The organism is Hymenobacter lapidarius (genome assembly GCF_001816145.1).
In the GTDB taxonomy this organism is placed as follows: Bacteria; Bacteroidota; Bacteroidia; order Cytophagales; family Hymenobacteraceae; genus Hymenobacter; species Hymenobacter lapidarius.
In genome coordinates, this window is the sequence record NZ_MDZB01000074.1 from 110,265 (window position 1) to 136,253 (window position 25,989).

A 25,989-nucleotide genomic window follows, 5' to 3' on the forward strand; every position below is an offset into this window, starting at 1 on the left:
TTGGTCTGTTTAGCGTTCGGGCCCCGGCAAAAACAGGCGGGGCAGTAGGTGAACGGGCCACAAAGTTACGCCGCCGGCCCGGCAAGGACCTCAACTGAAGTAGTTGCGGGCGGTGGTCCCGCCCGCAGCCCCAGCCGGTGGAGCAGCGCGGCCGCATAATCGTTCTGCAGCAACAGGAACACGAGAAACGGCAGCAGCCCGCTGCGGTAGCGGCTCAGGGAGCCATAGTTCGGTGTGGTGAGCCCAATCAGCACGGCCAAAATCACGCAGAACACCACCAATCCCACGCCCAATTCAAAGGGGAGGTGGCCGCTGCGCCTGCGCCAGGCAGCTACCAGAGCCAGTGCGAAAAGCATCACTAAGCCCGCATTTTCTAAGCTCATGATAATGTACAAGGGCTGGCGGGATTCGCCCAGCCACGGCCGGGTCAGGCTGTTTGCGGCCGCTAGGGGCGCGTGCGCGGCAATGCTTTCGATGGTGGGCCGCAGGTTGGGGTATTCAACATGCGGCTTGCCCACCGATTGCGTTACCTCATGGGAATACACCCGGATGACTTGGTAGGTAAATTTATTAATGCTGAAAGCCACGCTCAACTGCGGCAGGACCCACAAGCCAGCCGCTAGCACCGAGATGATAACGCCCCCTTGAATCATACGCGTGTGCCTCCAGCCCAGCAGAGCGATACCGCGAGCCAATGCCACCGCTCCCAGCACGCCCAGCAGCGGCAGGGCGAAAAAATACCGCAGGTGAAAATGCAGCCATGCCAAAGCGGCCGTGGCCAGCCACCATCCCACCGGTTGCCACCACCGGCGCGGCCGAGCGTCTGCCGGACCGTACAGGCTGCCCAGCACCCGGGCCGTGAGCCACGCCCCGCTCCCGAGCAAAATCGATTCTTTGCTGATACCGGTAGCCCAGAACCACGCCGTGGGCCACAGCAAAAAGGCCACTGCCCCTGCCCCCGCGGGGGTGCCCGGCAGCACCGTACGCAGGCAGCGCACCAGCTGCCAGCAACCCACAAACGCAAAGACGCTAATGTAAAAACTATTTATCCAGCCAACACCCAATGAGCCCAGATTAAGCAGCGCTATTATCTTAATAAGAATCCACGTGTTAGAAGTGCTCTGGAACACGGCATCGTAAAGAACACCGCCGCTTTGGCTTTTAAAGGGTATTATGACCACCGCTTGCATAAAGGTTTGAAATGCAGCGGCAGGGTCCGTCCAGATTTGCGTAGTTACGTCACGGGCCAGGGAACTCATATACTCTGCATCCAGCTTCAGCGCCCAGTTGCGGGCCAGGCCCACTCCTAGTCGCAGGCCCAGGCCCGCCACCAGCGCCAGGCGCCACCACGTAGGGCCGGCCCAGCGCCACTGCCGCCCCAGCCACGGCAGCAGCACGGCCAGCAGGCCGATATTCAGCAAAATGGCCAGGGCTACTTTCATTAGGCCACGCGGGGTTGTTGCACCAGGCGGCTGCCAATGGCACAGTGCAAGCAGCGGCGCGGGACGCAGTAGCCTTTATGCAGCGCCAGTAAGCCCTGCGAGTCGGCGGCCGTGCGGTGCGTGAAGCCCAGCGTTTCGTACACGTCGGTGTACTGGTTGTGCTCAGCCGGAAGCTCGTTCAGCAAGGCCAGGCTGCTTTCAACCAACGCGGGCTGGCCCACGTGGCGGGCGTAGGCCACCCGCAGCGGCACCACCACGTTGGTGATGAGCAAGGCTATGCTGGTTTTGCCCAGGGCGGGCACTTTGCCGGCCCGCCCGGGCCGAAAGTGGGTGCGCCAGTATTGCGGCGCCGGCGCCTGAAAAAACTCAGTGAGTGCGGTGGTGCTGGCCGCCGTTAGCAGCGCATCAAACAAAGCGGGCCGGGCGTGCAGCAACCCCACCAATTGCCCCAGCCGTACCGGCGGGAAATTAGCCGGCCGCAGCCGCAGGTAGTTCCACTCGTGCACCCGCAGGGCCGTAGGGGCCAGGCCGTACTTGTGGCACAGAAAATCGTATTCGCGCTTCAGGTCCTGGATGTAGTCATCGGCGATGGTCTCCTCATTATCAGCCAGAAAACCAGCCTGCCCGAAGAGCAGTGCCTCCAGCTGGCGCTGGTGGTGTCGGTGCCGCCGCAGCACTGCCAGCGGCACTGCCTTGGCCAGCCGCGCCAGCGGTTCGCTGTTTTTCTGGAAGCCAAAAGCGGCCATCAGCGCGTGGTAGGCTGTGGCTTCCCAGTCCTGTCCCAAGTGCTGGTGCAGGGCCGCGACGACGTCGGCCTTGCCTTCCACGCGCTCCAGCAGGGCGCGCTCCGTCATCATAGTTTTGGTAATTTCCGGTACCAGGCTGAGCAGGGACGCGCAGGGCAACGGTGCGGCGGCGGGGGCATCTACCAGGGCCTGGTAGCGGGCCAGCAGCTCGGGCAGGAGGCGCGGCTGCAGGGCCAGGGCAGGAATCAGGCTGCCGTTGGTGCGGGCCACGTCCGCGTCGTGGCTGCCCACCACGTGCAAGATTACCTGGTCGTACTTAAGGTCGGTTTGGTGGTTGTGCCGGGCCCAGTCGGAGGCGCGCAGGTGGATTTCCACGGCGCCGTTCCACTCCACGTCGCCCACGCGCAGCCGGGCGTTCAGGAAGTCGGGCCCGGCGTCGGCGTTGCGCTGGCCGGGGCGCAGCACCTGGATTTCCTCGCCAGCAGCCGTGCGCAGGTCAGCCTTATCGAAGTACTGGTGCTGCCAGACGTAATGGAGGAAATCTTCGCGCATGAGGACAAATGTAAAACGGCCCGCCTCTTTCGAAGCGGGCCGTTCCCTAAAGTTGAGATTTTCGGGCTACTAGCGCAGGTCTACCACCTTTACACCTTTGTACTTAGCCTTGTCAAAAGCAAAGGTGCTGGCATCGACGGGCGGGTTGGGCTGGAACTTCCGGATGAGGAAGGTGTACTGGTTGCCGTTCTTCTTGAACATCTGCCAACTCTTAACTGAAGCGTCCTTTTTGCGCACTTTCAGCCGCACCTTAAACACGTCATTCTGGCGGTTTTCGGGCGAAAGCTCGATTATGTCAATGGCTTCGCCGCCCTCCTGCACCTGCTGCACATAGGAGTACTTGTACCCCTTTTTATACATGGTATAAATCTGGGAAGGCGACATATCCTGCGAGTCCGGGTCGGAGTCGGAGATGTTCACCTCGTTCTCGTTTTTCAAATACGTCCAAGTGGTTTTGCCATCGTTGATGACCTCCTGACCGCTGATTTTGAGCCGAAATTTCTGGCCGCTCACCGTGATGTCGCCGTTGATGTTCTGTTTCACTTTAGCGCTGGGGTTTTCCAGCGTCTGGGTAAAGGTGGCCTGAAATGCTTGAAGCGCCTGGTACTTGGCGCTCATTTGGTCAAGAATTTTGCCTGCTTTGGGGTCCTGCTGGGCAGCGGCGGGCAATGTCAACGAAGCCGCGAGCAAGAACAGGGAGAATGATTTCTTCATTATTAAGGAGTAAGAACTGAAGCGGGAGTACTACGCTTCGATGGCCTGATACGGATTTGGTATAACAAACGACCGGCCAAAGTGCTACTTCCACCCCATTACAGGCAAAAATAGTTAGCAAGGAGCCTGCCGAATGGTACAGTATTCGGCAGGCCCCTGCCCTATTTGCTCATGGTGCTCAGCAATTGCTCCAGCTGGTACTCGTCGGGAATGAGCACGTCCCGCGCCTTGCTGCCCTCGAACGGGCCCACGATGCCGGCATGCTGGAGCTGGTCGATGAGGCGGCCGGCCCGGTTGTAGCCCAGCTTGAGCTTGCGCTGGAGCAGGCTGGTGCTGCCCTGTTGGTGCAGCACGATGCAGCGGGCGGCTTCCTCGAACATGGCGTCGCGCTCGGTGGGGTCCATGTCCTCGTTGCCGCTGCCGGCGTCACCGTCGGCGCCGGCCACTTCGGGCAGCATATAGGCGTCGGAGTAGCCCTGCTGCCCGCCGATGAAGTCGCAGACGCGGTCCACCTCGGGTGTGTCGATAAAGGCGCACTGCACCCGAATCAAGTCGGAACCCGCCGAGAACAACATGTCGCCCTGGCCGATGAGCTGGTCGGCGCCGCCGGTATCCAGGATGGTGCGCGAGTCTATCTTGCTCGTCACTTTAAAGGAAATCCGGCACGGGAAGTTGGCCTTGATGATGCCGGTAATCACGTTCACCGACGGGCGCTGGGTGGCCACAATGAGGTGGATGCCAATGGCGCGGGCCAGCTGGGCCAGGCGGGCAATGGGGGTTTCTACCTCCTTGCCGGCCGTCATCATCAGGTCGGCCAGCTCGTCGATGACGAGCACGATGAAGGGCAGGAAGCGGTGGCCTTTTTTGGGGTTGAGGCGCCGCTCGATGAACTTGGCGTTGTACTCCTTCAGGTTGCGGCAGCCGGCTTCCTTGAGCAGGTCGTAGCGCCGGTCCATCTCCATGCAAAGCGAATTGAGCGTGTTCACCACCTTCTTCGTGTCCGTGATGATGGCCTCGTCGGTGTCGGGCAGCTTGGCCAGGTAGTGGCGCTCAATCTTGTTGAAGATGCTCAGCTCCACCTTCTTGGGGTCGACGAGCACGAACTTGAGCTGGGCCGGGTGGCGCTTGTAGAGCAGCGAGGCCAGTATCACGTTCAGGCCCACCGACTTGCCCTGGCCCGTGGCGCCGGCCATGAGCAGGTGGGGCATCTTGGCCAGGTCGGCCACGAACACCTCGTTGGTGATGGTGCGCCCGAAGGCGATGGGCAAATCCATTTCCGTGCGGGCGAACTTCTCCGAGCCCAGCACCGAGCGGATGCTCACCATCTCCTTCTTGGCGTTGGGCACCTCGATACCGATGGTGCCCTTGCCCGGGATGGGCGCGATGATGCGGATGCCCAGCGCGGCCAGGCTCAGGGCGATGTCGTCCTCGAGGGCCTTGATTTTGGAGATGCGCACCCCGGCCTCGGGCACGATTTCGTAGAGCGTGACCGTGGGCCCGATGGTGGCCTTGATGCTGGCGATGGCGATGCCGTAGTGGCCCAGCGTCTCGACGATGCGGTCCTTGTTGGCCTCGAGTTCTTCCTTGGTCACCTGGGCCTTGGCCTGGCCGTAGTCGTTGAGCAGCTCCAGGGTCGGGAACTGGAAACGCGAGAGCTCTAGTGTAGGGTCGTAATTGCCCGGCGGCATGGCGTCGGCGTCCTCGTCGGCCACGGCCGCGATGGCCGCCCCGGCGTTCGGGTCCAGGTCGTCGCGCCCGGGCACGGTGATTTCGAGGGCGCGCGGCGCCGGCGAGGCGGCCACCAGCGGAGCGGGGGCCGGCAAGTCGCCATCGGCCAAATCGGCCAGCGACAGCGGCGTGGGAATGGTAGAAACCGGCAAGCTGGGCGCGGCTTCCGGCGTGGGCATTTCGATGGAGAAAGCCGGCCCCGCGGCCAGCAACGGCGCGGCCGCCACTGCCGAGGCCACGGGGGCCAGCGACGCCGCCGATGCGGCCACGCTCAGGGGCACGCCCGTACTCAGGCGGGGTGCGGGCTCAAATTCCGGCGCTGCGGAATCGTACTCTTCCTCGTCGCCTTCTTCCTCATCAAGCTGCAGGCTGGGCTTGGTGGCCTGTGCCCCGCCTGCCGCAACCGTGCCGCTGGCGCTTGCCGCCGTGGCCTGCCCTACCGGACTGGCTTTTGCGGATGGGGTGGCAACCGCTACGGGCGCAAGGGCAGCGGTCTGCTCGGCGGCGAGTTCGGCTTCCAGCTCGGCGTCTTCCTCGGGGTCGTCTTCGGTGCCGAGGCGGCGGAAACTAGCGAGGTTGATGCTCGTGACATTGAAAAAGAACACCACGAACGATATCAAGGCAAATGCCAGCAGCAGCACCGTGCCCCAGCCAATGAGGCTGTCAAGCCAGGAGGCGGCTTCAAAACCCACGCCGCCACATAGAAAGTCGAGCCGGTGCGCCAGGGCCGGGTCGGCACCCGGCATGGCCAGCGATACCACCACGTAGCCCAGCAGAATGCTCAGCCAGGCCATGGTGAACAGGCCCAGCGCCAGCACGTAGCTAACGGAGCCCTTGGTGGTTCGGAATACAATCTTGTACCCGAGAAAGAACACGATGGGAATGAGCGCAAACGAGGCGATGCCGAACAGCTTATGAATGAACAGCTGGGCGGCCCAGGCCCCCAGCAGACCCAGCCAGTTGCCCGACTCCTGCCCAGCTTCCTTGAGCGGCATACTGCTGAGGCCGGCTACCACGCTCTGGTCGGCGTGGCCCGTGAACAGGTAGGAGGTGAACGCAATGGTGAGGTACAAGCTGCCCAGGAGCAGCCCGAACCCAATGAAAAGGTGAAAGCGGCGGTCACGCAGCAGTGCCAGCGCGTTGCTCACGCCCAGCAGGGGTCCGCGCGGGGCGCGGGGCGGCTTAGGAACGGCGGGTGCTACGCGGGCGGATTTGGGCACGTTGGTGGCGGCAGCGCGGGGCTCGGGGCGCATCAGAGCTGGTTCCGGGGCCGGGCTGTTGGGGCGCGGCTCGTTGCGCCGGGGTTGGCGGGGGTCGGCGGGCCGGTTGGCAGGAGTGCCGGAGGAGGGGTTTTTATAACGATTATCTGCCATTCTACGGAAGCATAAAGGCCAAATCTAAGCATTTCACGGCGGTTTTTAGCGCGGCGCGGCACTGCGCACACGGCCTGGCTGAGCGGCACGAGGCGCAGGGCGTATTAAAAAGCAGTAGCTTACCGCGGTGCTTCTATCTTGTGCCCGCTTTTTCTACTCCCGCTATGCTCCCTCATTTACTGCGCCGCCTGGACGGCAGCACGTTTTGCTCCCACAATTTTGACGAAGCCAACAATTGGCTACTCGTGACCTGGAAAGGATTCGTTGGCGTCCAGGACGCGGAGCGCGGCGCGCAGGAAGCGTTGAGGATCCTGCAGCTTTGCCACGTGCCCTACCTGCTCAACGACAACAGCCAAGTGGCCGGCCCCTGGTTCGATTCGGTGGAGTGGCTGGAACGGGTGTGGGCCCCGCAAGCCGCCCGCCTCGGCCTGCGCTGCGTGGCCCACGTGCTACAGGCCGACGCTAACGCCGAGCTGGCCCTGACGGCCAACCACAACCCCTTCGCCGCCGGTTCGAGTTGCAGCTTTTTTCCACCGTGGCCGAAGCGCAGCGCTGGCTACGGGAAGTGCAGCAGCACGCGGCCCAAACCGGCCCAAACGTCACTTAGCTGCGCGGGTGGAACTCGGTGATGACCTGGCGCAGGTAATCCCGGTCGAGGTGGGTATAAATTTCGGTGGTGGTGATGCTGGCATGGCCCAGCATCTCCTGTACGGCCCGCAAGTCGGCCCCGCCCTCAATGAGGTGGGTGGCAAACGAGTGGCGCAAGGTGTGCGGGCTGATGGTTTTGCGCAGGCCCGCCTGCTCGGCCAGCTTTTTGAGGGTGGTGAACACGGTGATGCGCGAGAGCGGGCGCCCCCGCTGGCTCAGAAACACCACGTCTTCGGCGCCGGGCTTAATGTCGAGGTGCCCGCGCACGCCGCTCAGGTAAAAGTTGAGGTGCTTCAGGGCTTCCCGACCAATGGGCACCAGCCGCTCCTTGTTGCCCTTGCCCACCACTTTCACAAAACCCTGCTCGGCGTAAATGTTGGAGAGGCGCAGGTCGCACAGCTCGCTCACGCGCAGGCCGGAGGAGTACAGCACCTCCAGCAGCGCCCGCGCCCGCAGGCCTTCGTCGGTGCTCAGGTCAATGGCAGCCAGCAGCTGCTCCACTTCGGGGTAGCTGAGGGTATCGGGCAGGTGGCGGCCGGTTTTGGGCGCTTCCAGGGTATCAGTGGGGTCCAGCTTCAGCAGGTCTTCCATGATGAGGAAGTTGTAGAACGCCTTGAGCCCCGACAGCGTGCGCGCCTGGGAAGTGGCGCCCAGCCCCAGCCCCTGCAGCGTGGCCAGAAAGTCCCGCAACACGGCCGTGCTTACTTGCGTGGGCCCAGCGTGCACCTGCGCCAACACCAGAAACTGCTGCAGCTTGGTGACATCGCGCACATACGCCTCCACCGAGTTTGGCGAAAGCGACTTTTCGAGCCGCAGGTACCCGTCGAATTGTTTAATTGCCTGGGGCCAGGTCATTGTTAATTATGAATTGGGAGTTATGAAGCCGCCTCAAAGAACGGCATGCTGAGCGGAGCCGAGGCATCTCACGTGTGGTAGTAACTCAATCCTTCAAACGGTTTTGATTACTTCCCCGAGCGAGATGCTTCGGCTCCGCTCAGCATGACGTTCTTTTGTGGATTCACACTTCCACCACCATGAACATTCTCATCCTCAACGGCCCTAACCTGAACCTGCTGGGGCGACGCGAGCCCGGCATTTACGGTACCCGCTCCTTCGACGATTTTTTTCCGGAGCTGAAAGCCGCCTTTCCCGCGCTCACGCTCACCACCTTCCAGTCCAACCACGAGGGCGAAATCCTCGACAAGCTCCACGAAATTGGGTTCACGCACCACGGCATTGTGCTCAATGCCGGCGGTTACACCCACACCAGCGTGGCCCTGGCCGATGCCGTGGCTGCCATTGCCACGCCCGTGGTAGAAGTGCACCTGAGCAACTTGGCGGCCCGCGAGAAATTCCGCCAGAAAAGCCTGTTTGGGGGGCACTGCGCGGGCAGCATCAGCGGGTTTGGGCTCGAAAGCTACCGCCTGGCCCTGCAGTGGTTCGTAAATCAACAGCCGAAGCGCGTCGGATTTCGGGTCTGATTCCGACCTTTACGCTTATGTATACCTTCAACCCAGGCCCCTCGGCCGTGTACCCCGCCGTTCGCCAGTACCTGACCGATGCTTTTGATGAAGGCTGGCTCTCGGCGCCGCACCGGAGCGAAAAAGTGACGAGCCTGGTGCGGCAGGCCGTAACCGACCTCAAAACCAAGCTCAACGTCCCGCAGGATTTCACGGTCCTGTTCACCGGCTCTGCCACCGAGTGCTGGGAAATCCTAGCCCAAAGCCTCACGCCGCGCAAAAGCTTCCACCTCTACAACGGGGATTTTGGGGAGAAGTGGCTGAAGTACGTCCAGGCCCTGCGGCCCGCCAGCACCGGCATCCGCTTCGGCCTCGACGAACTTCCCGACATCGCCGCCCTCCCCTTCTCGGGCGAGGACACCGACCTGGTGTGTATCACCCAGAACGAAACCAGCACTGCCACCCAGCTCCGCGAGGGTTTTATCCTGAACCTCTACAACCGCCTGGGCAGCGCCCTGCTGGCCGTGGACGCCACCAGCAGCCTGGGCGGGCTCAACCTGAAATACATCAAAGCCGACATCTGGTTTGCCTCGGTGCAGAAGTGCTTCGGCCTGCCCGCCGGGTTGGGCATCCTGATTCTGTCGCCGCGGGCGGTGGCCCAGGCGCGCTCCGCGAACGACCGGGCGCACTACAACGCCCTGCCGGCCATGCTCTCGCAGATGCTCAACTTCCAAACCAACTACACCCCGAACGTGCTTGGCATCTATCTGCTGAGCCGCGTCCTGGCCGACCGCGAACCCATCAAAACCGTGCACCAGCACCTGGCCGACCGTGCCCAGAAGCTCTACGATTTCTTTGAGCAGGCCACCCCCCTGCGGCTGCTCATCAGCAACTCGGAGGCCCGTTCCACTACCGTCATTGGCCTGAAAGGCGACGCCGGCACCGTGGAGGAAATCAAGCGCAAAGCCCTGGAAGCTGGCCTGCACCTGGGCAGTGGTTACGGCCCTCTTAAAGCCACCAGCATCCGCATTGCCAACTTCCCGGCCGTGCCCGATGCCGCTTTTGAGGCCCTGGTCCAGTTTTTTGCTAAGGAATTCCCAGGATAGATTATCAGCGGTTGGCTGTTAAACATTAGCTGACAGCTAACCGCTGACACGAACAGGACTTGCACACAAAAGCTAACAGCTATTCGCTAATGGCTAACAGCTAAACCAATGATTCATTTATTCACCGACGGCTCGGCCCGCGGCAACCCTGGCCCCGGCGGCTACGGGGCCATTCTCCGCTTCGGACCTCATGAGAAGGAGCTGACTCAGGGCTTCCGGCGCACTACCAACAACCGCATGGAGCTGCTGGCCGTCATTGTGGGGCTCGAAGCCGTAAACCGGCCCGAGCTGCCCATCCGCGTTGTTTCCGACTCCAAGTACGTAGTGGATGCCGTGGAGAAAAAGTGGGTATTTGGCTGGGAAAAGAAGCCCGACTTTGGCAAAAAGGCCAACGAAGACCTGTGGCGCCGTTTCCTGAAAATCTACCGCCAGCGCAAAGTCAGCTTCCACTGGATAAAAGGCCACGCCGGGCACGCCGAAAACGAGCGCTGCGACGTGCTGGCCGTGCAAAGTGCCCTGGGCAAAGGCCTAGTGGTAGACGAGGGCTACGAGGCCATTACCGCCAAAGCCTCGCTGCTGTAGCCGCGCCCGTGCCCAACGACTACTTCCAGTTCCAGCAGTTCCGCGTCGAGCAGAGCGACTGCGCCATGAAAGTGAGCACTGACGCCTGCCTGCTGGGCGCGGCCGCCGACCTGGCCGGGGCCACGTGCCTGCTGGATATCGGCACCGGCACCGGCCTGCTGGCGCTCATGGCAGCCCAGCGGCATCCCACCGTGGAGATAGCAGCCATTGAGATTGACAAAGCCGCCGCGGCGCAGGCGGCTGCGAATGTGGCGGCCAGTCCGTGGGCGGCCCGCATTGCGGTTCATACCTGCAGTTTGGCCGAATACGCGGCCCTGTATCCGGCGCCCTTTAGCCATATCATTTGCAACCCGCCCTTCTTCAAGGAATCCATGCCCTCTGCGGATGCGGCGCGCAATACGGCCCGGCACGTAAGTCAAGCGTCGCTCTCGTTTGAAGAGCTGGCGGGGTTTTCCGCCCGGTTCCTGGCGCCGGGAGGCCGCCTGACGGTGTTGCTCCCGCCACCGGAAATGGCGCGCTTTGCGCAAGCAGCCCTGGCGGCTGGGTTGGCACGCACCAGATGCCTGTTGGTGCGTCATCGACCCGGCGGGCGCATCACGCGGCACATCAGCGAGTACGGGCGCGAACACGTGGCGCTGCAGGAACAGGAGCTGCTCATTCACCCCGGTACGGGGCCGGGGTACACCGAGGCCTTCCGGGCGCTACTGGCGGGGTTTTACCTCACTTTTTGAGGGCTTACAGCACATGCTTCAGCTTGTGTCCGAATGGGAGGTTCTGACGGGCACAAGCTGAAGCATGTGCTACAGTCGCCTAGACCAGCCCGTCCATCAGACCCAGCTTTTCGCTGTGCAGGCTGTTGAGCAAATCCGTCTCCAGCGTTCCGAATTCGCTGGCTATGTAGTGGCGCTGCACGCGGCCGGCAAACAGCACGGTGATTTCATCGGCGGTTTCGGTGAGGGCGCCGAGGAGGTGCGAGGTTAGTAGGATGCCGGTGCCCCGGTCCCGCAGGCGCCGCAGCAGTTCCTTGAGCAGCAGGTTGGCTTCCAGGTCCAGGCCGTTGAAGGGCTCATCCAGAATCAAATAGCTGAAATCCTGCGCCAGCTGCGCCAGCAGGGCCGGTTTCTTGCGCATTCCGGCGGAGTATTCATCGGCATATTGGTCGAGGGGCAATTCAAGCAGGCGGTTCCAACCGGCGAAATCCACCAGCGGGCGACCCCGGGCCTGCAGACAGAACTCCAGGTATTCCCGGCCCGTGAGCCGCGGGTAAAAATACGGCTCGTAGGGCAGCAGCCCCGTGATTTCCCGTACGGCCCCCCCGGTGCTACTCTGCACGGTGCCTGCCATCTCCGTTTCGAGACCGTAGAGGCAATTGAGCAGCGTAGTTTTGCCAGCCCCGTTGGCGCCCACCAACCCATGGATGGTGCCGGGGCGCAACGTCAGGCTCACATCATGCAGCACGACGTGGCGGCCGTAGGCTTTGCGCAAGTTTTTGATTTCAAGCATTAATCTTTATCCATCGGCTCAGTTACACTGCCCAATAACAGGCGCAGGCGCCGCTGGCTTTGCCAGAGCAACCCGCCCACGGCTACCAGCAGCAGCACCGGGTACACCGGGTTTCCCGGCAATGCCAACGCCACGCTCACCACCAGCGCCTGGCTGAACCGGATGTGCACGGCATTGGAATAAAAGGCGTATTTGGTCAGAATCAGCAGCGCAACCAGCCCCAGCCACGCGGTGGCCACTGCCAGCGCGCCGCCCACGCCCGCCGGCCCGCTGGCTAGCAGCCACAAGAATGGGGCCGCGCTGAAGGCCGCGTAGCCGGTTCCCAGCAGCAGCCGGCGGCGCAGAAACGTCCCCGGCGCCCGGGCCGCCAGCACCAGCATCGTAATGGGTTCGGGCTGCCCGTAGCAGGCCGTAATCAGCACCAGCCAGACGCCCAGCGCCACCACCGGCCCCAACGGGGTAGCATGCTGCCATAAGGCAATGCCCAGCAGCAGCAGCCAAACCCCACCCCACGGGCGCAGGCCGCTTACCCACTCAAACGCTTCGCTCCGGAGCAAACTGCGGGCCTTGTGCCGCGTGCTAAGGGCCTCGCGCGCTGGCGGCACCCAGGCCACCAGAGACGCCAGGAACAACCCAAGCCCCGCGGCTCCCCAGGCCGAAAAAAGCCCCAACACCACCGCTGCCGGCACCGCCCACAGTAGGTATTCAACCGCCAGCCAGCGGCGGTAGTCCGGTGCGCTTATGGTTAGAAATCGCAAATCGGCCCGTTGCCGGTGGGCCGAAGCCAGCAGCAGCGCCACGCCCACCGGCACCGCCCACTTTCCCTGCGGATGGCCCGCCGCTACCACCATTCCCCGCCCCACCGAGAGCACCAGCATCGGCAAAAGAATACTCAGCCGCAGCCAGCCCACCTCTACCAGCAACCGGCCCAGAAGCCGCCAGCGCAGAGAAAGGTAGGCGCGCAGTGCAGGCATAGACCGGCTCAACGCCATGGACCTGTTTGGTATTGCGCGCACGCCTCGGCTACCGCTCCTCCTCCGTGAAGGTGATGCCGTAGTCCCGGGCCAGCTCGTCCAGAATAGGCTCATACAGGGCCGCGTGCACCGGAATCAGCACGCCGTGCTGGGCCACCTCGCCCCGGGCCAGCCGGCGCACGGCCATGCCCAGCGGCAAGCCTACGGTTTTGGCCATGCCAGTGTGGGAGGCGTCGTCGCCTTCCACTGCCAGCGACGACGTGAGCCAGCGCGTTTGGCCATCCAGCTCGAACTCGAACTGGTGCTGCATCACAATCAGGTCGTGGTCGTGGGGCTGGAGCTGCCATTTCTCGCTGAGCAGACGCTCCAGTAGCTGAGCAGGTGTAGCCTGGGCCTGGCCCACGGGCCGGTCCGAGAACAAGCCCAGCCAATTCAGCCGGCCCATTTCCTCGCCAGCAGGGTCCAGGCCGAGGTAGGCAGCCAGGCGCGCCGATAGGTCGAGGTGCGGCAGTTGGGCGGCGGGCAGGTAGGCCTCGATGAGCTCAGCCCAGGTCATGGCACTGGGGTTTTCCAGGCTCACGGTATCGTCGGTGAGGCCCAATCGTACCAGAGCCTGCCAGGCGGCGCAATAGCCCGGCCGGCGCAGTGTGCCTCGCAAAATGGTAGGAATATCCTCCAGGCCGTAGGGGGCGCGGTAGCTCAGCGAGTCGCGGTTGGCGTAGCCCTCAAACTCGCCGTAGCCGGGCACCATCAGCGTTTCGGTGCGGGAAAAAAGCTGCTGGTAGGGAATAAAGCGCGGAAGGCCGTTTTCGAGGAATTTGGCGGTGCTTTGGCCGGCCAGCACCACGTTGCGCGGGTTCCAGGTGAATTTGTATTTCCAGGGATTGTCGCCCTCGGCTGCTGGGGCCAGCAGCCCCCCGCAGTACGACTTAAACGAGGTGAGGCGCCCGCCCCGGGCCCGGATGTGCTCAATGGCCCGCATGGCCGACATATGGTCCAGCCCGGGGTCGAGGCCGCACTCCATGAGCAGGGTCACCCCGGCCGCTACGGCTTCCTCGTGCATTCCCCGCATTTCCGGGCTCACGTAGCTGGCTGTGGCCAGGTGCCGGCCGTGCCGTACGCACACGCGGGCCACCACGGGGTGCAGGGCGGCCGGCAGCATGGAAATCACCACGTCGGCCTGGGCCACCAGCTCTTCCAGCAGGGCTGCATTTTCCAAGTCGAAGGGCACCGCGCGGGCGTATTCTGTGTGGGCGGTCAGCACGGGTACCAGGTGGGCCGCGTTGGCATCGGCCACCGTCACAAACCAGTTTTCGGTGGGCGCGTGGCGCAGCAGGTATTGAATAAGGGACGAGGCCGAGCGGCCCGCGCCCAGCAACAGCAAGCGGGTAGTCATGCGGCAAAAGTAGAGCGGAAGTGCTTTGCCTCTTGATGAATGCGGAATTAAAGGAAGCAATGGAAATCATTCAGCCCCCATTAACCCTGCGGTCGTTACCTTCGCCGCCCATTAGCCCCATTTCATGGCCCGTATTTCTCGCCAGCAGCTCATCATCTACGAAGAGCTGGACACTGCCACCGACTTACTCCCCACCGAGCAAGCCCTCTGGCAGGCCGCCCGCGACGCCACCAATCAGGCCTACGCTCCCTATTCCAAATTCCATGTGGGGGCCGCGCTACTTCTGGCCGACGGCACCATCTTTCGGGGCACCAATCAGGAAAATGCAGCCTACCCCTCGGGTCTTTGCGCAGAGCGTACCGCGCTGTTTGGCCTCGCGGCCAGCCAACCCGACCACGCCCCCATTGTGGGGATGGCGGTGGCCGCCCGCCCCAGCAGCGGCGACTTTGGCCCGGCACTGCCCTGTGGCGCCTGCCGGCAGGTAATGTTGGAGTACGAAGCCCGCCAAGGCCAGCCCATCCCTCTGCTCCTGCCCAGCCGGGCGGGCACCATCTATCGGTTCAAATCCTTGGCGGACATCATGCCGTTCAACTTTTCGGCCGATGACCTGCCCATGATTTAAGGTTCCTGTTCCCTCAACGGCCAGCGCCATCCACCATTGCCCATGACCGAACATCACCTCGCCGTTACGCGCACTGCTCGGTACTACCAACAGGGAGCATTGTCGGCCAAAACCCGGCAGGTGTGGTTTGTGTGCCACGGCTATGGACAATTGGCGGCGTATTTCTCGCGCCACTTCGCATTTTTAGCGGCTGCTAATCCCGACACCGTCATCATTGCCCCCGAGGGGCTTTCACGCTTCTACCTCCAGGGTAATGGCGGCCGCGTGGGCGCCAGCTGGATGACCCGCGACGACCGCCTGCACGAAATCGACGACCACATCGGCTTTCTCAATCAGCTGGCAGCAAATGTGCTAGCCGAATGCCCTGCCGATGTTCACATCACCGTCCTGGGTTTCTCGCAAGGCACTGCCACCGTCAGCCGCTGGCTCACCAGAACGCCGCTGCGGCCCCATCACCTCATTTTGTGGGCAGGCAGCTTCCCCGAAGATATAGCTACCGCCCTTGCCCAACAGCTACTTTCCGGCCCAAAAATCACCCTCGTTGTAGGCACCGAAGACGAGTACATCTCCGTTGCCCAGGCCACCCGGCAGCAAGAGTACCTGGTCGAATTAGGCGCATCGCCCCAGCTCATTACCTTCGCCGGCAGGCACGAGCTGAACCGCGCCGTACTTGAGCAGCTAGCCTACACCCAACGGTAAGCCCGTTTCCAAAAGAATTACTTACGCACAATGGTAGTTGCCGCGCCCTGAGCACCAGCCAGCACCAGCACCTCGGCAATGGTCACGTGCGGGGGCCGGGTCACCATAAATACGATGATGTCGGCGATGTCCTCGGGCAGGAGCGGCTCGAATCCTTCGTACACCTTGGCCGCCCGCGCCTCGTCGCCCTTAAAGCGCACCTGCGAAAACTCGGTTTCCACCGCTCCGGGATTCACTTCGGCCACACGCACCCCCGTGGGCAACAAGTCCAGGCGCATGGTTTTGGTGAGCATGCCCACGGCGGCCTTGCTGGCACAATACACATTGCCGTTGGCGTAGGCCTCCTGGCCCGCCACGGAGCCCACATTGAGGATGAATCCACTCTGCCGGGCCGTCATTCCAGGCAGCAAAGCATGGGTAATATTCAGCAGGCCACGCACGTTGGCGTCAAGCATCTGGTCCCAGTCGGCAGGGTCGCCCGCCTGAATGGGAGCCAGGCCGTGCGCCCCGCCGGCATTATTCACCAGCACGTCCGGCGCCTGCAGGGCGGCAGGCAATGTGGCCACTGCTGCCTGCACGGCCACCCGGTCGCGCACGTCAAACACCAAAATATGGACCGGCGTGGGCGCCAACTGGGCGGCCAGCTCCTCGAGCCGCTCGCGCCGCCGCCCCGTTACCACCAGCTGAAATCCTGCTGCCGCGAGCGCCACCGCCGTAGCCCGCCCAATGCCCGACGAGGCGCCGGTGATAAATGCTGTCCGCATGAATTAGTTGTCTATTGCTTCTTATCAGCTGGTATGCAGAGGGTTCTGGCAACTGCCAACTAGCAACTGACAACTAGTTTTGAATGTTGATGTAGAGCGTGACCGAATTGGTGGTCATGCGCTGCAGACTGCGGCTGAATACGTTGTCATCGGCCACCAGCAGGTTGCGCAGCCCGTGCGAAAAACGCAGCTCGGGCGCCAGCTTAAACAGTGGGTAGAACAGGTCGAGGCCCACGCCATATTCCAGCGTCAGGTCGCTGTCCAAGGCCCGGAGCTGGTTTTTCAGGGGGTCGCTGCGCCGATTGCTGGCCGTCAGGTTGGGGCTGAGTCCGCCAATAAGGTACACCCGGCTGTTGCGGCGCCGGTCCGACTGGTATTTCACCAGCAGGGGGAATTGTAACACCGTGGAGGTCACTTCCTGGGTCACGATGGAATCGGCGTTGGGATAACCCCGCGGCCGGAATTCCACGCTTCGCGTCTGGAAGCTCACGCCGGGTGCCAATCGCAGCACAAACGGCGACTCCGGCCCACCCAGCCGCGCATCGCCAATAAACCCCACGCCGAGGCTGGGACTTATTACGGAGTTGGCCGTCACGTTCTGGTTGTTAATGTAGTACTGCGACTGCTCAATGAGGAACCGCGAACCGGTGAAAGCCACGTACATGCCCGGATGAAACCACCGGTCGTCGTAGGCCGGCAGGTTTTTTACCGTGATGGACTTCACCGAGCCGCCTTTGCCCCGGGTGGCTTTGGAGCTGGACTTGCGCTGGGCTGAAGCTGCGGCAGGCAGCAACAAAACCAGCAACGCCAAGAGACCGAGCCGCTTTAGTTGTGGGCGGTGTAAATCGAGCTGATGCCGAAAGTAAGTGGTTGCCATGCAGGTTCTTTAAAGCCGACTTTGGCCAGTATGGCCAAGAAGTCGGAGCCGTCGGGGAATGCCTGCACCGAAGCGGGCAGGTAGGTATAGGCCGAATTGTCTTTGGAAATCAACTTGCCAAAAACCGGCAGCACCCGGCGGAAGTAAAAATTATAGGCTTGCTTGAGCGGAAACGCCGTGGGCTTACTGAATTCCAGAATAACGAGCTTGCCGCCCGGCCGCAGCACGCGGCGCATTTCGGCTAGGCCAGCCTCCAGGTGCGCGAAATTGCGCACGCCAAAAGAAGCAGTCACCGCGTCGAACTCGCCGTCCTTGAACGGCAGGTTTTCGGAGTCGCCCAGTTCCAGCTGAATGCGGTGGCCCAGGCCTTTTGCGGCCAGCTTGCGCCGGCCCACTTCCAGCATGCCTTCCGAAATGTCCACGCCCGTAACGTGGGCATCGGTGGCAGCGGTGCGCAACGTTTCAATGGCAAAATCGGCGGTGCCGGTGGCAATGTCAAGGATACGCGCCGGGCGCAACTCTTTCAACTCATCCACCGCTTTGCGCCGCCAATAGATGTCGGTGCCCGCGCTGAGAAAGTGGTTGAGGAAATCGTACTTGCCCGCGATGGAGTTAAACATCTGGGCAACCTGCGATTTCTTATCGGCGGAATTGTCTTTGTAGGGTACTACGGCCATGAGCGGGCGCAAAGAACGGTAAAGAAGAGAGAAAATTGTCTTCCCCCAACGCCCAACGGGCCAGGTTTGTTAGCTGAGCCCGCCACAAAAGAAGAAAGCAGGCAGTGGGGCCTCATAAAAAAAGCGGGCCGGACAAACTGCCCGGCCCGCTCCCCTACTTACAAACCCTCAACGACTACTCGTTTTTGGTTTTGATTTTGGTTTTTTCGCCTGAAGCGTCTTTGGCTTTGCCATCCACTTCACCGTCTTTGGTTTTGGTTTTGGTATCGCCGGCAGCGCTCTTGGTCTTTACTTTTGCTTTGTCCGAGTCCTCGTCAACCTTGGTTTTCACCTTGGTGCCGTCGGCCATTTTTACCTTGCTCTTGCCTGGAGTCAGGGGAACAGCAGTGCCGGAGCCCATGCTGCCGGTGGTGGTGGCTGGCATGGTACCCGTGTCAGAGCCCATCATGCCGCCAGTGGCGGGCATGGTCTGGCCTTCCTGCAGCAGAGTCTTGAACTCCGCACGGCGGTTGAGCTGCATGTTCTCAGGCGAATCGTTCGGCGCGGCCGGACGACGCTCGCCGTAGCTCACGGTAGTCATGCGAGTCGAAGATATACCTTTCTTCTTAAGGTAGTTGTAGGCAGCATCAGCACGGTTCTGGCCCAGTACCATGTTGTACTCGTCGGTGTTGCGCGAGTCGCAGTGGCCTTCAATCGAAATGTTGACGCCCGTGTTGGCCATCAGAATCTGGCTAATTTCGTTCAGGCGGGTAATCGACTCCGGACGCAGCTTGTACTTATCGGTATCGAAGTAAATGTTCTTCGACGCCAGCATGTTGTTCGACGTGGTGTCGATATAGTTAACGTAGAAGTTCTTCGTAATGGTCGTCGAGTCATTCGTCGACACGGGCACGGCAAACTCCTGCGTTTCAATGTTCTGACCGTCCTTGCTCACGGCTACCTGGTAGGTACGGCCCGAAAGCACGGCCACCTTGTAAGCACCGTCGGGCTTGGTGATGTCACGGAAGCTCAGGGCCGTTTTGTCGGCCTGGGCACCGGTGAACACCAGCTCCACGCCGGGAATCACCGTCGTGCTGTCGCGCGAGGAGAACACCTTGCCCTGAATGATGGCGTTTTTGATGTAGTTGATGGTGTAGATGTCCTTCTCACCGTAGCCACCGATGCGGTAACTGCTCAGGTAAGCGTAAGAGCCATCAGGGCTCAAACGGTAGTAGGAGTCATCATCGGGCGTGTTGATGGGGTAACCCATGTTCTCGGCTTGGCCCCAACGACGGGTTTCAGCGTTGTACTCTGACTTGAAGATGTCGTAGCCGCCCATGGTGTTGTGGCCGCGCGACGAGAAGTACAGCGTTTTGCCGTCTTTGCTCAGGTACGGGCTGTCGTCGTCATACTTCGTGTTGATGGCGCCGCCCATGGACTTGGCAGGACCAAACTCGCCGTTCACGCTCGAGCGGGTCGAAACGTACAGGTCGAGGCTGCCGTCTTCCGAGTAACGGCCGGTCGCAAAGTACAAAGTCAATCCGTCCGGGGTGATGTAAGCATCACCTTCGTACGACTTGGAGTTGATGTTGCTGCCCAAGGGCTTGGGAGCGGTCCATTCGCCGGTGCTGCCTTTCTCCGATACGAAAATGTCGCCGTTGTTATCGTTGCGATACATCAGCAGCTTGGTGTCGTTGTCGAACAGCTGGGTCGAGGCGTCGTGGCCTTTACCGTTGAGGGCCGCGCTCAGCGAGCGGGGCTTCTCCCAGTTCTCATCGTCCACGCGCTTGGCTTCGAAAATATCTTCGTAGTACTCGCCGTCGGCGGCAATGCTCTTGTTCTTCGAATCGCTGGGTTTGCCAGTGGCACCGGTCACGTTCTCGCCACGCGAGGTGAAAAGCAGTGTCTTGTCATCGGACGAAATCACCGGACTGTGCTCCGAGAACTGCGTGTTGATGGTGGGGCCCAGGTTCTTCACGAAGATATCCTTCGGCGAGTTGAACTGCACCTTGGCGTTTTTGCTGTGCTGAATGAGCTGCGCCAGTTCTTCCTTGCGCTGGTCGTTTTTCTTCAGCGTGGCGTTGTAAGCCTGGAAGTGAACTACCGCTTCATCGAAGTTGTAATTGAGGTGGTCAACGCGACCAAGCCAGTACTCTACGTCTTTCGACACCTTTGGCTTTAGCTTTTGGGCTTTGTAGATGTAGTCGCTGGCCTTTTCCTTGTCGAAAGACATATAGGCAATGCCGGCGTTGAACAACGCTTTGGCGTTGTTCGGGTCTTTGGCCAACACTTTCTCGTAGTAAGGAAGGGCAGCGCGGTAGTTTTCCTGCTCGAAGAACTTGTTGCCGGACTTTAGGTCCTTACGCGTGCTTTGCGCCTGTGCCGGAGCGGCGATAGCGGCGGTGAGGGCAACAGCGCACGACGCTTGTAGTAACCTTCTGGATAAGTTGTCCATTGGAGGAGTGATTTGAAAAAAAGTAATTCTGAAGGGATATTACGAAAGGAAGGCGCTACAGATGGGTAGAACAGCAGGTGGCATTGGGGGCTTATACTGAAAAACGGCCGTAGGGTTAGGCTTTAATGCCTGTTTGCAGAGAAGGTAACCGTATGCTACAGTTTGGAGCTTAAAGAATCGGCTGCTTCATATGGAAGTGCGGGCCGGCAAAGATAGGTTTTTGCTCACCAAATGCTGTTTACGGCAGAATCTCGGCTTTTCTATGGCGTGCAATTACGGCATTAATCCCTCGCCGGATTGGCAGATATGCCGCGCAAATATAGAAGCATCAAGGAAATAGCCGTTCATTCCGGCGTAATTTTGCGCTTTCTCTCGCTTTTATTTATTGCCCGTAATTCAATGGTTATCCATGATGCCCGCTTTCTGACCAGCAATTCCCGGGCCGACCTGTGCCCGGCGCCTACCGTTCCCGAATACGCCTTCATTGGCCGTTCGAACGTGGGCAAATCCTCTCTAATCAATATGTTGACCGGCCGCAACGGGCTGGCCAAGACGTCTTCCTCCCCCGGCAAGACCCAGCTAATCAACCATTTTTCCATCAACGACAAATGGTATCTAGTCGATTTGCCAGGCTATGGCTACGCGAAAGTGAGCAAAACTTCCCGCGCTGAATGGGCCAAAATGATTAATTACTACTTACGCAACCGCGCCAATTTGATGTGTGTGTGTGTGTTGATTGATTCGCGCCACCCTCCACAGGCGGCCGACCTGGAATTTATGGAGAAACTGGGCGAAGAAGGCATTCCATTTGTCATGATTTTCACGAAGACGGACAAGCAGTCCACCGCGCAAACCAAGGCGCTGGTAACCGATTACCTAAAGAAGATGAGCGAGATATGGGACGAGCTGCCCCGGTATTTCCAAACTTCGGCCGAAACCGGACTGGGCCGCGATGAGGTGCTGGCGTTCATCTCCGAAATAAACAAACAATGGGCGCCGGAGACGGAGAACGCCTAAAAGTTGGTCCCTAAATTGCCCTGAACGGACTACTCACACTGGCCTTTTCATCTTCTCGTTTTTCATCTCTTGTACATTATGATTACTAAATCTTCTATTTCGCGCCTGGCCCTCGGTTTATTGCTGGCCGGCACTGCTCCGGCGTTGGCTCAAACGGCTCCGGCGGCTCCGGCTCAAGCCGAGAAGGGCACTGGCCTGGGCGCAGCGGGCAAGGTGATTCCCATTGCCGAGTACTACGAAGGCGGGCAAGAGGCCATGTATGCCTTCATTGCCAAGGAGTTGAAATACCCGCTCACAGCCAAACGCAACCGCATTCAGGGCCAGTGCATTGTGAGCTTCACGCTCAACCCGGATGGCACCATGATGGGCATCAAGCTGGTGAAGCAGGTGGGCGGCGGCACCGGCGAAGAAGCCTTGCGGGTGGTGCGCCTGCTCAAGTTCAAAAAGCCTGAATACCCTATTCTGACCAGCCTGCCCATCGTGTTTAAGCTGGGCGTGACCGGCTCCAACGCGACCGAAGGCGGGGAATAGCTTACTTTTGGCTGCGCAATGAGGGCGGAGGAATGAAGAATTGGGGCAACCCAGGCTTTTCATTCCTCCTTCTTTGTTCTTCATCCTCCATTTCATTTTTTACAAGATGCCCTACGAATTGCAAGAGTTGGCCGCCATTAGCGGCATGCCCGGCCTGTACCGCTTAGTGCGCGCCGCACGCCACGGCGTCCTGGTTGAGAGCCTGGACGAGCGAGCAACCCGCACGCTGGCGCCAGCCCGCAACAAAGTGTCGCTGCTGTCGGAAATCTCCATTTATACGCAGGACCCCGACCAGACCGTGCCCCTCTCGGAAGTGTTTGAGCGCATACATCAGCAGCACGGCGGCACCTCGCCGGTAACCTCCAAGTCGAGCGAAGCCGAGCTGACCGACTTCATGGCCAGCGTAATTCCTGACTTTGACCGCGACCGGGTGTACCTGTCCGACATAAAGAAGTTGACCACCTGGTTTGGTATTGTGAGCAAGCATGTACCATATCAGGAAGCGGCCGCCGCACCCGAAGCAGCAGCTGAAGCCGAAGCACCAGCCAGCGAAGAAGTAGCTCCTAAAGCAAAGCGCAAGGCGCCTAAAGCCGACGATGCTGCTGCCGAAAGCACCGATACCGCACCGGCCAAGAAAAGCCGCAAAAGCGCAGAGTAGCAAACTCTGACGCCCACAAAAAAGCCGCCTCTGAGTTAGAGGCGCTTTTTTGTGGGCGTCAGGGATATTATTTGGAAGCGACGGCCTTTTTCTCTTTGGCTAAATGAGCCTCGGCATGCTCCACCAGTTCGCGGCTGCCGATGAACACCGGGCAGCGCTCGTGGGGCGTTTTGGGCTCGATTTCCATGGTGCGCTGGTAGCCGTTGGAGCTTTTGCCGCCGGCTTGCTCCACAATGAAGGCCAAGGGGTTGCACTCGTACATGAGGCGCAGCTTGCCCTTGGGGTTTTTGGCGGTGGCGGGGTAGATGTAGATGCCACCTTTGAGCAGGTTGCGGTGGAAATCAGCCACCAAGGAGCCAATGTAGCGGGCCGAGAAGCTGTTGTCTTTGCACTGTTTAACGAAAGCCGCGACGCCGGGCGAGAACGAGTCGGAGCTGCCTTCGTTGATGGAGTAGATGTTGCCGGTTTTGGGCGTCTGGATGTCGGGGTGCGAGAGGAAGAATTCGCCCAGCGAATGCTCGTAGGTGAAGCCGTTGACGCCGTTGCCGGTGGTATACACCAGCATGGTGCTGGAGCCGTAGATGACGTAGCCCGCGGCTACTTGGTGGGTGCCGGGCTGCTGGCAGTCGGCGGCGGTGCCCTCGCGGCCGGTGGGCGACACGCGGCGGTAGATGCTGAAAATAGTGCCGATGCTCACGTTCACGTCAATGTTCGAAGAGCCGTCGAGCGGGTCGATGGCCACCACGTACTTGCCCTGGTTGTTGCCGGTCTGAATCATCTCGTCGTCTTCCTCGGAGATGATGGTGCATACTTCGCCGCCGTTGCGCAGGGCGCGGATGAAGCGGATGTTGGCAATGACGTCGAGCTTCTGCTGGTCTTCGCCCTGCACGTTCTGGCTACCATAGGCGCCGGCGATGTCGATGAGGCCGGAGCGGTTGATTTCGCGGTTTACAATTTTGGCGGCCAGCGCAATGTCACGCAGCAGCTGCGACAATTCTCCCGTAGCGTAGGGGAAATCCTCCTGTTTGCGCATGATGAAGCGGTCGAGGGTAGTGCCAACGGGGAGGGCCAGTTTATTATGGTCCATGGGGATGGAAATATCGAATATGAAGGGGCAGGAATGCCCTACAAAGCTACTCGCGGAAGGCTGAAATCCTTCGGGCAGAATGGAGCCGTGCCCAACACGCCACGGTTTCAAATGTTCGGCCGAGGGAGGCGCAGGCGGTTGAAAACAAGTTTTCGGAGCTCCTTCGGCGAAGCCTGAGGGCCCGCTTACCTTTGCCGATGATGGAAAATATACAGGTGTATAAGTTCGGCGGGGCATCGGTGAAGGACGCAGCGGCCATTTTGAACCTCTGCCGCATTGTGCGGGACCATGGCCCACAAGGGCCGCTGGTGATTGTGGTGTCAGCGATGGGCAAAACGACCAACGCGCTGGAGGAGATTTATGATTTGGCATATCTGGGCGAGGGTTACTCGGCGCAGCTGTCAGCACTAGAAGGCTACCATGAGCAGGCTTGCGTGGAGCTAGCTAACTTAATTCCAACTATAAGTCTTTCACAATTACAGCGTCAATTGCAGCAACTTACTGCCTCTCTTTCTGAGGAACTGCAGTTTATGCAACTAGTCCACATGCCTGAAACTTACGACCAAGGCTACGACCAAATAGTGTCTTATGGTGAAAGGTTTTCAACCCTTTTGGCTAGCACTGCGCTTACGTACTTCTTATCATTTACGACGCGCCACGTCCCTGCGCAATTGCTGCTCCGAACCGATGAAGTCTGGCGCGAGGGCAAAGTGAACTGGTCAGCAACGGAAGTACAAACGGAAGAATTTGTGAATAAGGCGTTAGTTGATGCCAAAATCATCGTAACAGAAGGCTTCCTAGGCGGAACCGCCGTCGGCCTCACCACTACCCTGGGCCGCGAGGGCTCCGACTATACGGCCGCCATCCTCGCCTATTGCCTGCGAGCCGAGAGCGTGACCATCTGGAAAGACGTGGCCGGCCTGCTCAACGCCGACCCCAAAATATTTGCGGACACCGTGCGGTACCCGGAAATCAGCTACCGCGAAACCATTGAGATGGCCTACTACGGCGCATCGGTCATTCACCCGAAAACGCTGAAGCCACTGGCCGACCGCGGCATTCCGCTGCGGGTGAAGTCATTTCTGGACCCCGAGGCGGAGGGCACGCTCATTCACGACTGCCAGCATCCGGCGCTGGCCCCGGCCTTTATTCGGAAGACGGACCAGACGCTGCTGTCCTTCGCCAGCAAGGATTTTTCGTTTATCTCGGAGGAGAACATGGCGGTAATCTTCGCGGCGCTGGCGCAGGCCAAGCTCAAAATTAACGTGATGCAGAACTCGGCCATCAGCTTCTCGGTGTGCGTCGATTATTCGGAGCGGCGGGTGCACCAGCTGCTGGACGTGCTACGCGAGCAATTTACGCTGCATTACAACACGGGCCTCACGCTGTTCACCATCAAGAATTACGATGCGGCCAGCATTGCGCGCCTCACCGAAGGCAAGCGGCTGCTGCTGGAGCAGCGCACGCGCAGCACGTTTCAGTTTGTGTGCGCCGCGTAGCGGGGCCTAAAACCCTCGCGCCTATCCCTGTTTATTCACCCGCGAACGGAGAGTTCGCGCTACACCTCCCCCATGGAATTCATTCTCGTTACCCCCCAGGCCCGCCCGGCCGTAGCCCTCATCCAGCTCAACCGGCCCAAAGAGCTGAACGCCCTAAACCTGCAATTGATGCAGGAAATCCGCGATGCCCTTAAGGCCTTAGACGAGGACGACGCCGTGCGCGTGGTGGTGATTACGGGCAACGAGCGCGCCTTTGCCGCTGGGGCCGACATCAAGCAAATGGCCGGCAAAACGGCCATCGACATGCTTATCACCGACCAGTTCAGCACCTGGGACCAAATTCGCAAGTTCCGCAAGCCGCTCATCGGGGCCGTGTCGGGGTTTGCGCTGGGCGGCGGCTGCGAGCTGGCCATGACCTGCGACATGCTGGTGGCGTCGGAAACGGCGCAGTTTGGGCAGCCCGAAATTCGCATCGGCACCATGCCGGGCGCCGGGGGCACGCAGCGCCTCACGCGCGCCGTGGGCAAGGCCAAGGCCATGGAAATGGTGCTCACCGGCGAGTTCATCTCGGCGCAGGAAGCGCGCCGGGTGGGGTTGGTAAACCGCGTGGTGCCGGTGGGCCAGTACCTGGAGGAAGCCTACCGCCTGGCGGCCAGCATTGCGGCCATGTCGCCGGTGGCAGCCCGGTTGGCCAAGGAATCGGTAAACCGCTCGTTTGAAACCCATCTGGACGAGGGGCTGCATTTCGAGCGGAAGAACTTCTACCTCACGTTTGCCTCCGAAGACCAGAAAGAAGGCATGGCGGCGTTTGTGGAAAAGCGCAAGCCGGAGTTCAAAGGACGCTAACCCGGCCCGGCCGTTATGCTTCGTTGAGTGGGGCAAAGCATAACGGCCCGGCTC

Annotated in this window: 25 protein-coding genes; 12 read left to right on the top strand and 13 right to left on the bottom strand. The window is 60.6% G+C overall.

Annotated elements, in window-relative coordinates:
- Positions 1 to 65: 65 nt before the first annotated feature.
- From BEN47_RS04840 to BEN47_RS20100, 4 genes are all read right to left on the bottom strand, one after another.
- Positions 66 to 1,442: a hypothetical protein gene (locus tag BEN47_RS04840; protein ID WP_070725658.1), complete on the bottom strand. Its 1,377-nt coding sequence runs from the start codon at positions 1,440 to 1,442 to the stop codon at positions 66 to 68.
- Entirely contained in the window at positions 1,442 to 2,740 is a 1,299-nt protein-coding gene (locus BEN47_RS04845; RefSeq protein WP_070725659.1) for a DUF2851 family protein, read from the bottom strand. The genes BEN47_RS04840 and BEN47_RS04845 overlap by 1 nt, the downstream gene beginning before the upstream one ends.
- Before the next feature lie 69 nt (positions 2,741 to 2,809).
- On the bottom strand, positions 2,810 to 3,454 hold the full coding sequence (gene lolA1 / locus BEN47_RS04850) for an outer membrane lipoprotein periplasmic chaperone LolA1 (RefSeq protein ID WP_070725662.1): 645 nt from the start codon (positions 3,452 to 3,454) through the stop codon (positions 2,810 to 2,812).
- A 161-nt stretch (positions 3,455 to 3,615) separates the two neighbouring features.
- The gene (locus BEN47_RS20100) at positions 3,616 to 6,555 is read right to left on the bottom strand and encodes an FtsK/SpoIIIE family DNA translocase (protein ID WP_083322126.1); all 2,940 of its coding nucleotides are present in this window, start codon (positions 6,553 to 6,555) and stop codon (positions 3,616 to 3,618) included.
- 164 nt (positions 6,556 to 6,719) lie between these two features.
- Between BEN47_RS20100 and BEN47_RS04860 the strand changes: the two genes are divergently transcribed.
- Positions 6,720 to 7,184, top strand: a complete 465-nt coding sequence (locus tag BEN47_RS04860; protein ID WP_070725664.1) for a hypothetical protein — start codon at positions 6,720 to 6,722, stop codon at positions 7,182 to 7,184.
- Here the strand turns inward: BEN47_RS04860 and xerD are convergent.
- Complete coding sequence (gene xerD / locus BEN47_RS04865) at positions 7,159 to 8,058, bottom strand: site-specific tyrosine recombinase XerD (RefSeq protein WP_070725666.1); 900 nt, start codon at positions 8,056 to 8,058, stop codon at positions 7,159 to 7,161. The genes BEN47_RS04860 and xerD overlap by 26 nt on opposite strands.
- Positions 8,059 to 8,237: 179 nt before the next feature.
- On the opposite strand from xerD, the gene aroQ reads away from it, so the two are divergent.
- The 4 genes from aroQ to BEN47_RS04885 all read left to right on the top strand — a co-directional run bounded on the left by aroQ (position 8,238) and on the right by BEN47_RS04885 (position 11,082).
- Positions 8,238 to 8,684: a type II 3-dehydroquinate dehydratase gene (gene aroQ / locus BEN47_RS04870; protein WP_070725667.1), complete on the top strand. Its 447-nt coding sequence runs from the start codon at positions 8,238 to 8,240 to the stop codon at positions 8,682 to 8,684.
- A gap of 17 nt (positions 8,685 to 8,701) precedes the next feature.
- Positions 8,702 to 9,769, top strand: coding sequence for an aminotransferase class V-fold PLP-dependent enzyme (locus BEN47_RS04875; protein ID WP_070725669.1), 1,068 nt, complete (start codon positions 8,702 to 8,704; stop codon positions 9,767 to 9,769).
- A gap of 108 nt (positions 9,770 to 9,877) precedes the next feature.
- Entirely contained in the window at positions 9,878 to 10,351 is a 474-nt protein-coding gene (gene rnhA / locus BEN47_RS04880) for a ribonuclease HI (protein WP_070725671.1), read from the top strand.
- 8 nt (positions 10,352 to 10,359) lie between these two features.
- Positions 10,360 to 11,082 (top strand): tRNA1(Val) (adenine(37)-N6)-methyltransferase, encoded by a 723-nt coding sequence (locus tag BEN47_RS04885; protein WP_070725673.1) that lies wholly within the window; start codon positions 10,360 to 10,362, stop codon positions 11,080 to 11,082.
- A 79-nt stretch (positions 11,083 to 11,161) separates the two neighbouring features.
- Here the strand turns inward: BEN47_RS04885 and BEN47_RS04890 are convergent, their stop codons facing one another.
- Genes BEN47_RS04890 through BEN47_RS04900 form a run of 3 tightly spaced genes read right to left on the bottom strand, consistent with a single transcriptional unit; the run spans position 11,162 to position 14,224 of the window.
- Entirely contained in the window at positions 11,162 to 11,854 is a 693-nt protein-coding gene (locus BEN47_RS04890) for an ATP-binding cassette domain-containing protein (RefSeq protein WP_070725675.1), read from the bottom strand.
- Positions 11,854 to 12,828, bottom strand: coding sequence for a hypothetical protein (locus tag BEN47_RS04895; protein ID WP_125921502.1), 975 nt, complete (start codon positions 12,826 to 12,828; stop codon positions 11,854 to 11,856). The genes BEN47_RS04890 and BEN47_RS04895 overlap by 1 nt, the downstream gene beginning before the upstream one ends.
- Before the next feature lie 49 nt (positions 12,829 to 12,877).
- Positions 12,878 to 14,224, bottom strand: coding sequence for a saccharopine dehydrogenase family protein (locus BEN47_RS04900; RefSeq protein ID WP_070725678.1), 1,347 nt, complete (start codon positions 14,222 to 14,224; stop codon positions 12,878 to 12,880).
- 124 nt (positions 14,225 to 14,348) lie between these two features.
- Here BEN47_RS04900 and cdd point away from each other — a divergent pair, with 124 nt between their 5' ends.
- On the top strand, positions 14,349 to 14,846 hold the full coding sequence (gene cdd / locus BEN47_RS04905; RefSeq protein ID WP_070725680.1) for a cytidine deaminase: 498 nt from the start codon (positions 14,349 to 14,351) through the stop codon (positions 14,844 to 14,846).
- 42 nt (positions 14,847 to 14,888) lie between these two features.
- Positions 14,889 to 15,545 carry an alpha/beta hydrolase gene (locus BEN47_RS04910; RefSeq protein WP_070725682.1) on the top strand — a complete coding sequence of 219 codons (657 nt, stop codon included), beginning with the start codon at positions 14,889 to 14,891 and terminating at the stop codon, positions 15,543 to 15,545.
- A 17-nt stretch (positions 15,546 to 15,562) separates the two neighbouring features.
- Here the strand turns inward: BEN47_RS04910 and BEN47_RS04915 are convergent, their stop codons facing one another.
- The 4 genes from BEN47_RS04915 to BEN47_RS04930 form a co-directional block, all read right to left on the bottom strand.
- On the bottom strand, positions 15,563 to 16,309 hold the full coding sequence (locus BEN47_RS04915) for an SDR family NAD(P)-dependent oxidoreductase (RefSeq protein ID WP_070725684.1): 747 nt from the start codon (positions 16,307 to 16,309) through the stop codon (positions 15,563 to 15,565).
- 73 nt (positions 16,310 to 16,382) lie between these two features.
- Entirely contained in the window at positions 16,383 to 17,105 is a 723-nt protein-coding gene (gene porT / locus BEN47_RS04920) for a type IX secretion/gliding motility protein PorT/SprT (protein WP_158010855.1), read from the bottom strand.
- A 29-nt stretch (positions 17,106 to 17,134) separates the two neighbouring features.
- Positions 17,135 to 17,863 (bottom strand): bifunctional demethylmenaquinone methyltransferase/2-methoxy-6-polyprenyl-1,4-benzoquinol methylase UbiE, encoded by a 729-nt coding sequence (gene ubiE / locus BEN47_RS04925; protein WP_070725689.1) that lies wholly within the window; start codon positions 17,861 to 17,863, stop codon positions 17,135 to 17,137.
- Positions 17,864 to 18,038: 175 nt separating this feature from the next.
- Entirely contained in the window at positions 18,039 to 20,297 is a 2,259-nt protein-coding gene (locus tag BEN47_RS04930) for an OmpA family protein (protein ID WP_193427129.1), read from the bottom strand.
- Positions 20,298 to 20,696: 399 nt separating this feature from the next.
- On the opposite strand from BEN47_RS04930, the gene yihA reads away from it, so the two are divergent.
- From yihA to BEN47_RS04945, 3 genes are all read left to right on the top strand, one after another.
- Entirely contained in the window at positions 20,697 to 21,314 is a 618-nt protein-coding gene (gene yihA / locus BEN47_RS04935; protein WP_070725690.1) for a ribosome biogenesis GTP-binding protein YihA/YsxC, read from the top strand.
- Positions 21,315 to 21,392: 78 nt separating this feature from the next.
- The gene (locus tag BEN47_RS04940) at positions 21,393 to 21,845 is read left to right on the top strand and encodes an energy transducer TonB (protein ID WP_193427130.1); all 453 of its coding nucleotides are present in this window, start codon (positions 21,393 to 21,395) and stop codon (positions 21,843 to 21,845) included.
- Between the two features lie 73 nt (positions 21,846 to 21,918).
- Positions 21,919 to 22,503, top strand: coding sequence for a DUF5606 family protein (locus tag BEN47_RS04945; protein WP_239691499.1), 585 nt, complete (start codon positions 21,919 to 21,921; stop codon positions 22,501 to 22,503).
- A gap of 67 nt (positions 22,504 to 22,570) precedes the next feature.
- Here BEN47_RS04945 and fbp read toward each other — a convergent pair whose 3' ends face one another.
- Positions 22,571 to 23,590, bottom strand: a complete 1,020-nt coding sequence (fbp, locus tag BEN47_RS04950) for a class 1 fructose-bisphosphatase (RefSeq protein WP_070725692.1) — start codon at positions 23,588 to 23,590, stop codon at positions 22,571 to 22,573.
- 200 nt (positions 23,591 to 23,790) lie between these two features.
- Between fbp and BEN47_RS04955 the strand changes: the two genes are divergently transcribed.
- Together BEN47_RS04955 and BEN47_RS04960 are read left to right on the top strand one after the other, a co-directional pair.
- Positions 23,791 to 25,089 carry an aspartate kinase gene (locus tag BEN47_RS04955; RefSeq protein WP_083322136.1) on the top strand — a complete coding sequence of 433 codons (1,299 nt, stop codon included), beginning with the start codon at positions 23,791 to 23,793 and terminating at the stop codon, positions 25,087 to 25,089.
- A gap of 72 nt (positions 25,090 to 25,161) precedes the next feature.
- A complete protein-coding gene (locus BEN47_RS04960; protein ID WP_070725694.1) occupies positions 25,162 to 25,935 on the top strand; it encodes an enoyl-CoA hydratase-related protein in 774 nt (257 codons plus the stop codon).
- Positions 25,936 to 25,989 lie beyond the last annotated feature (54 nt).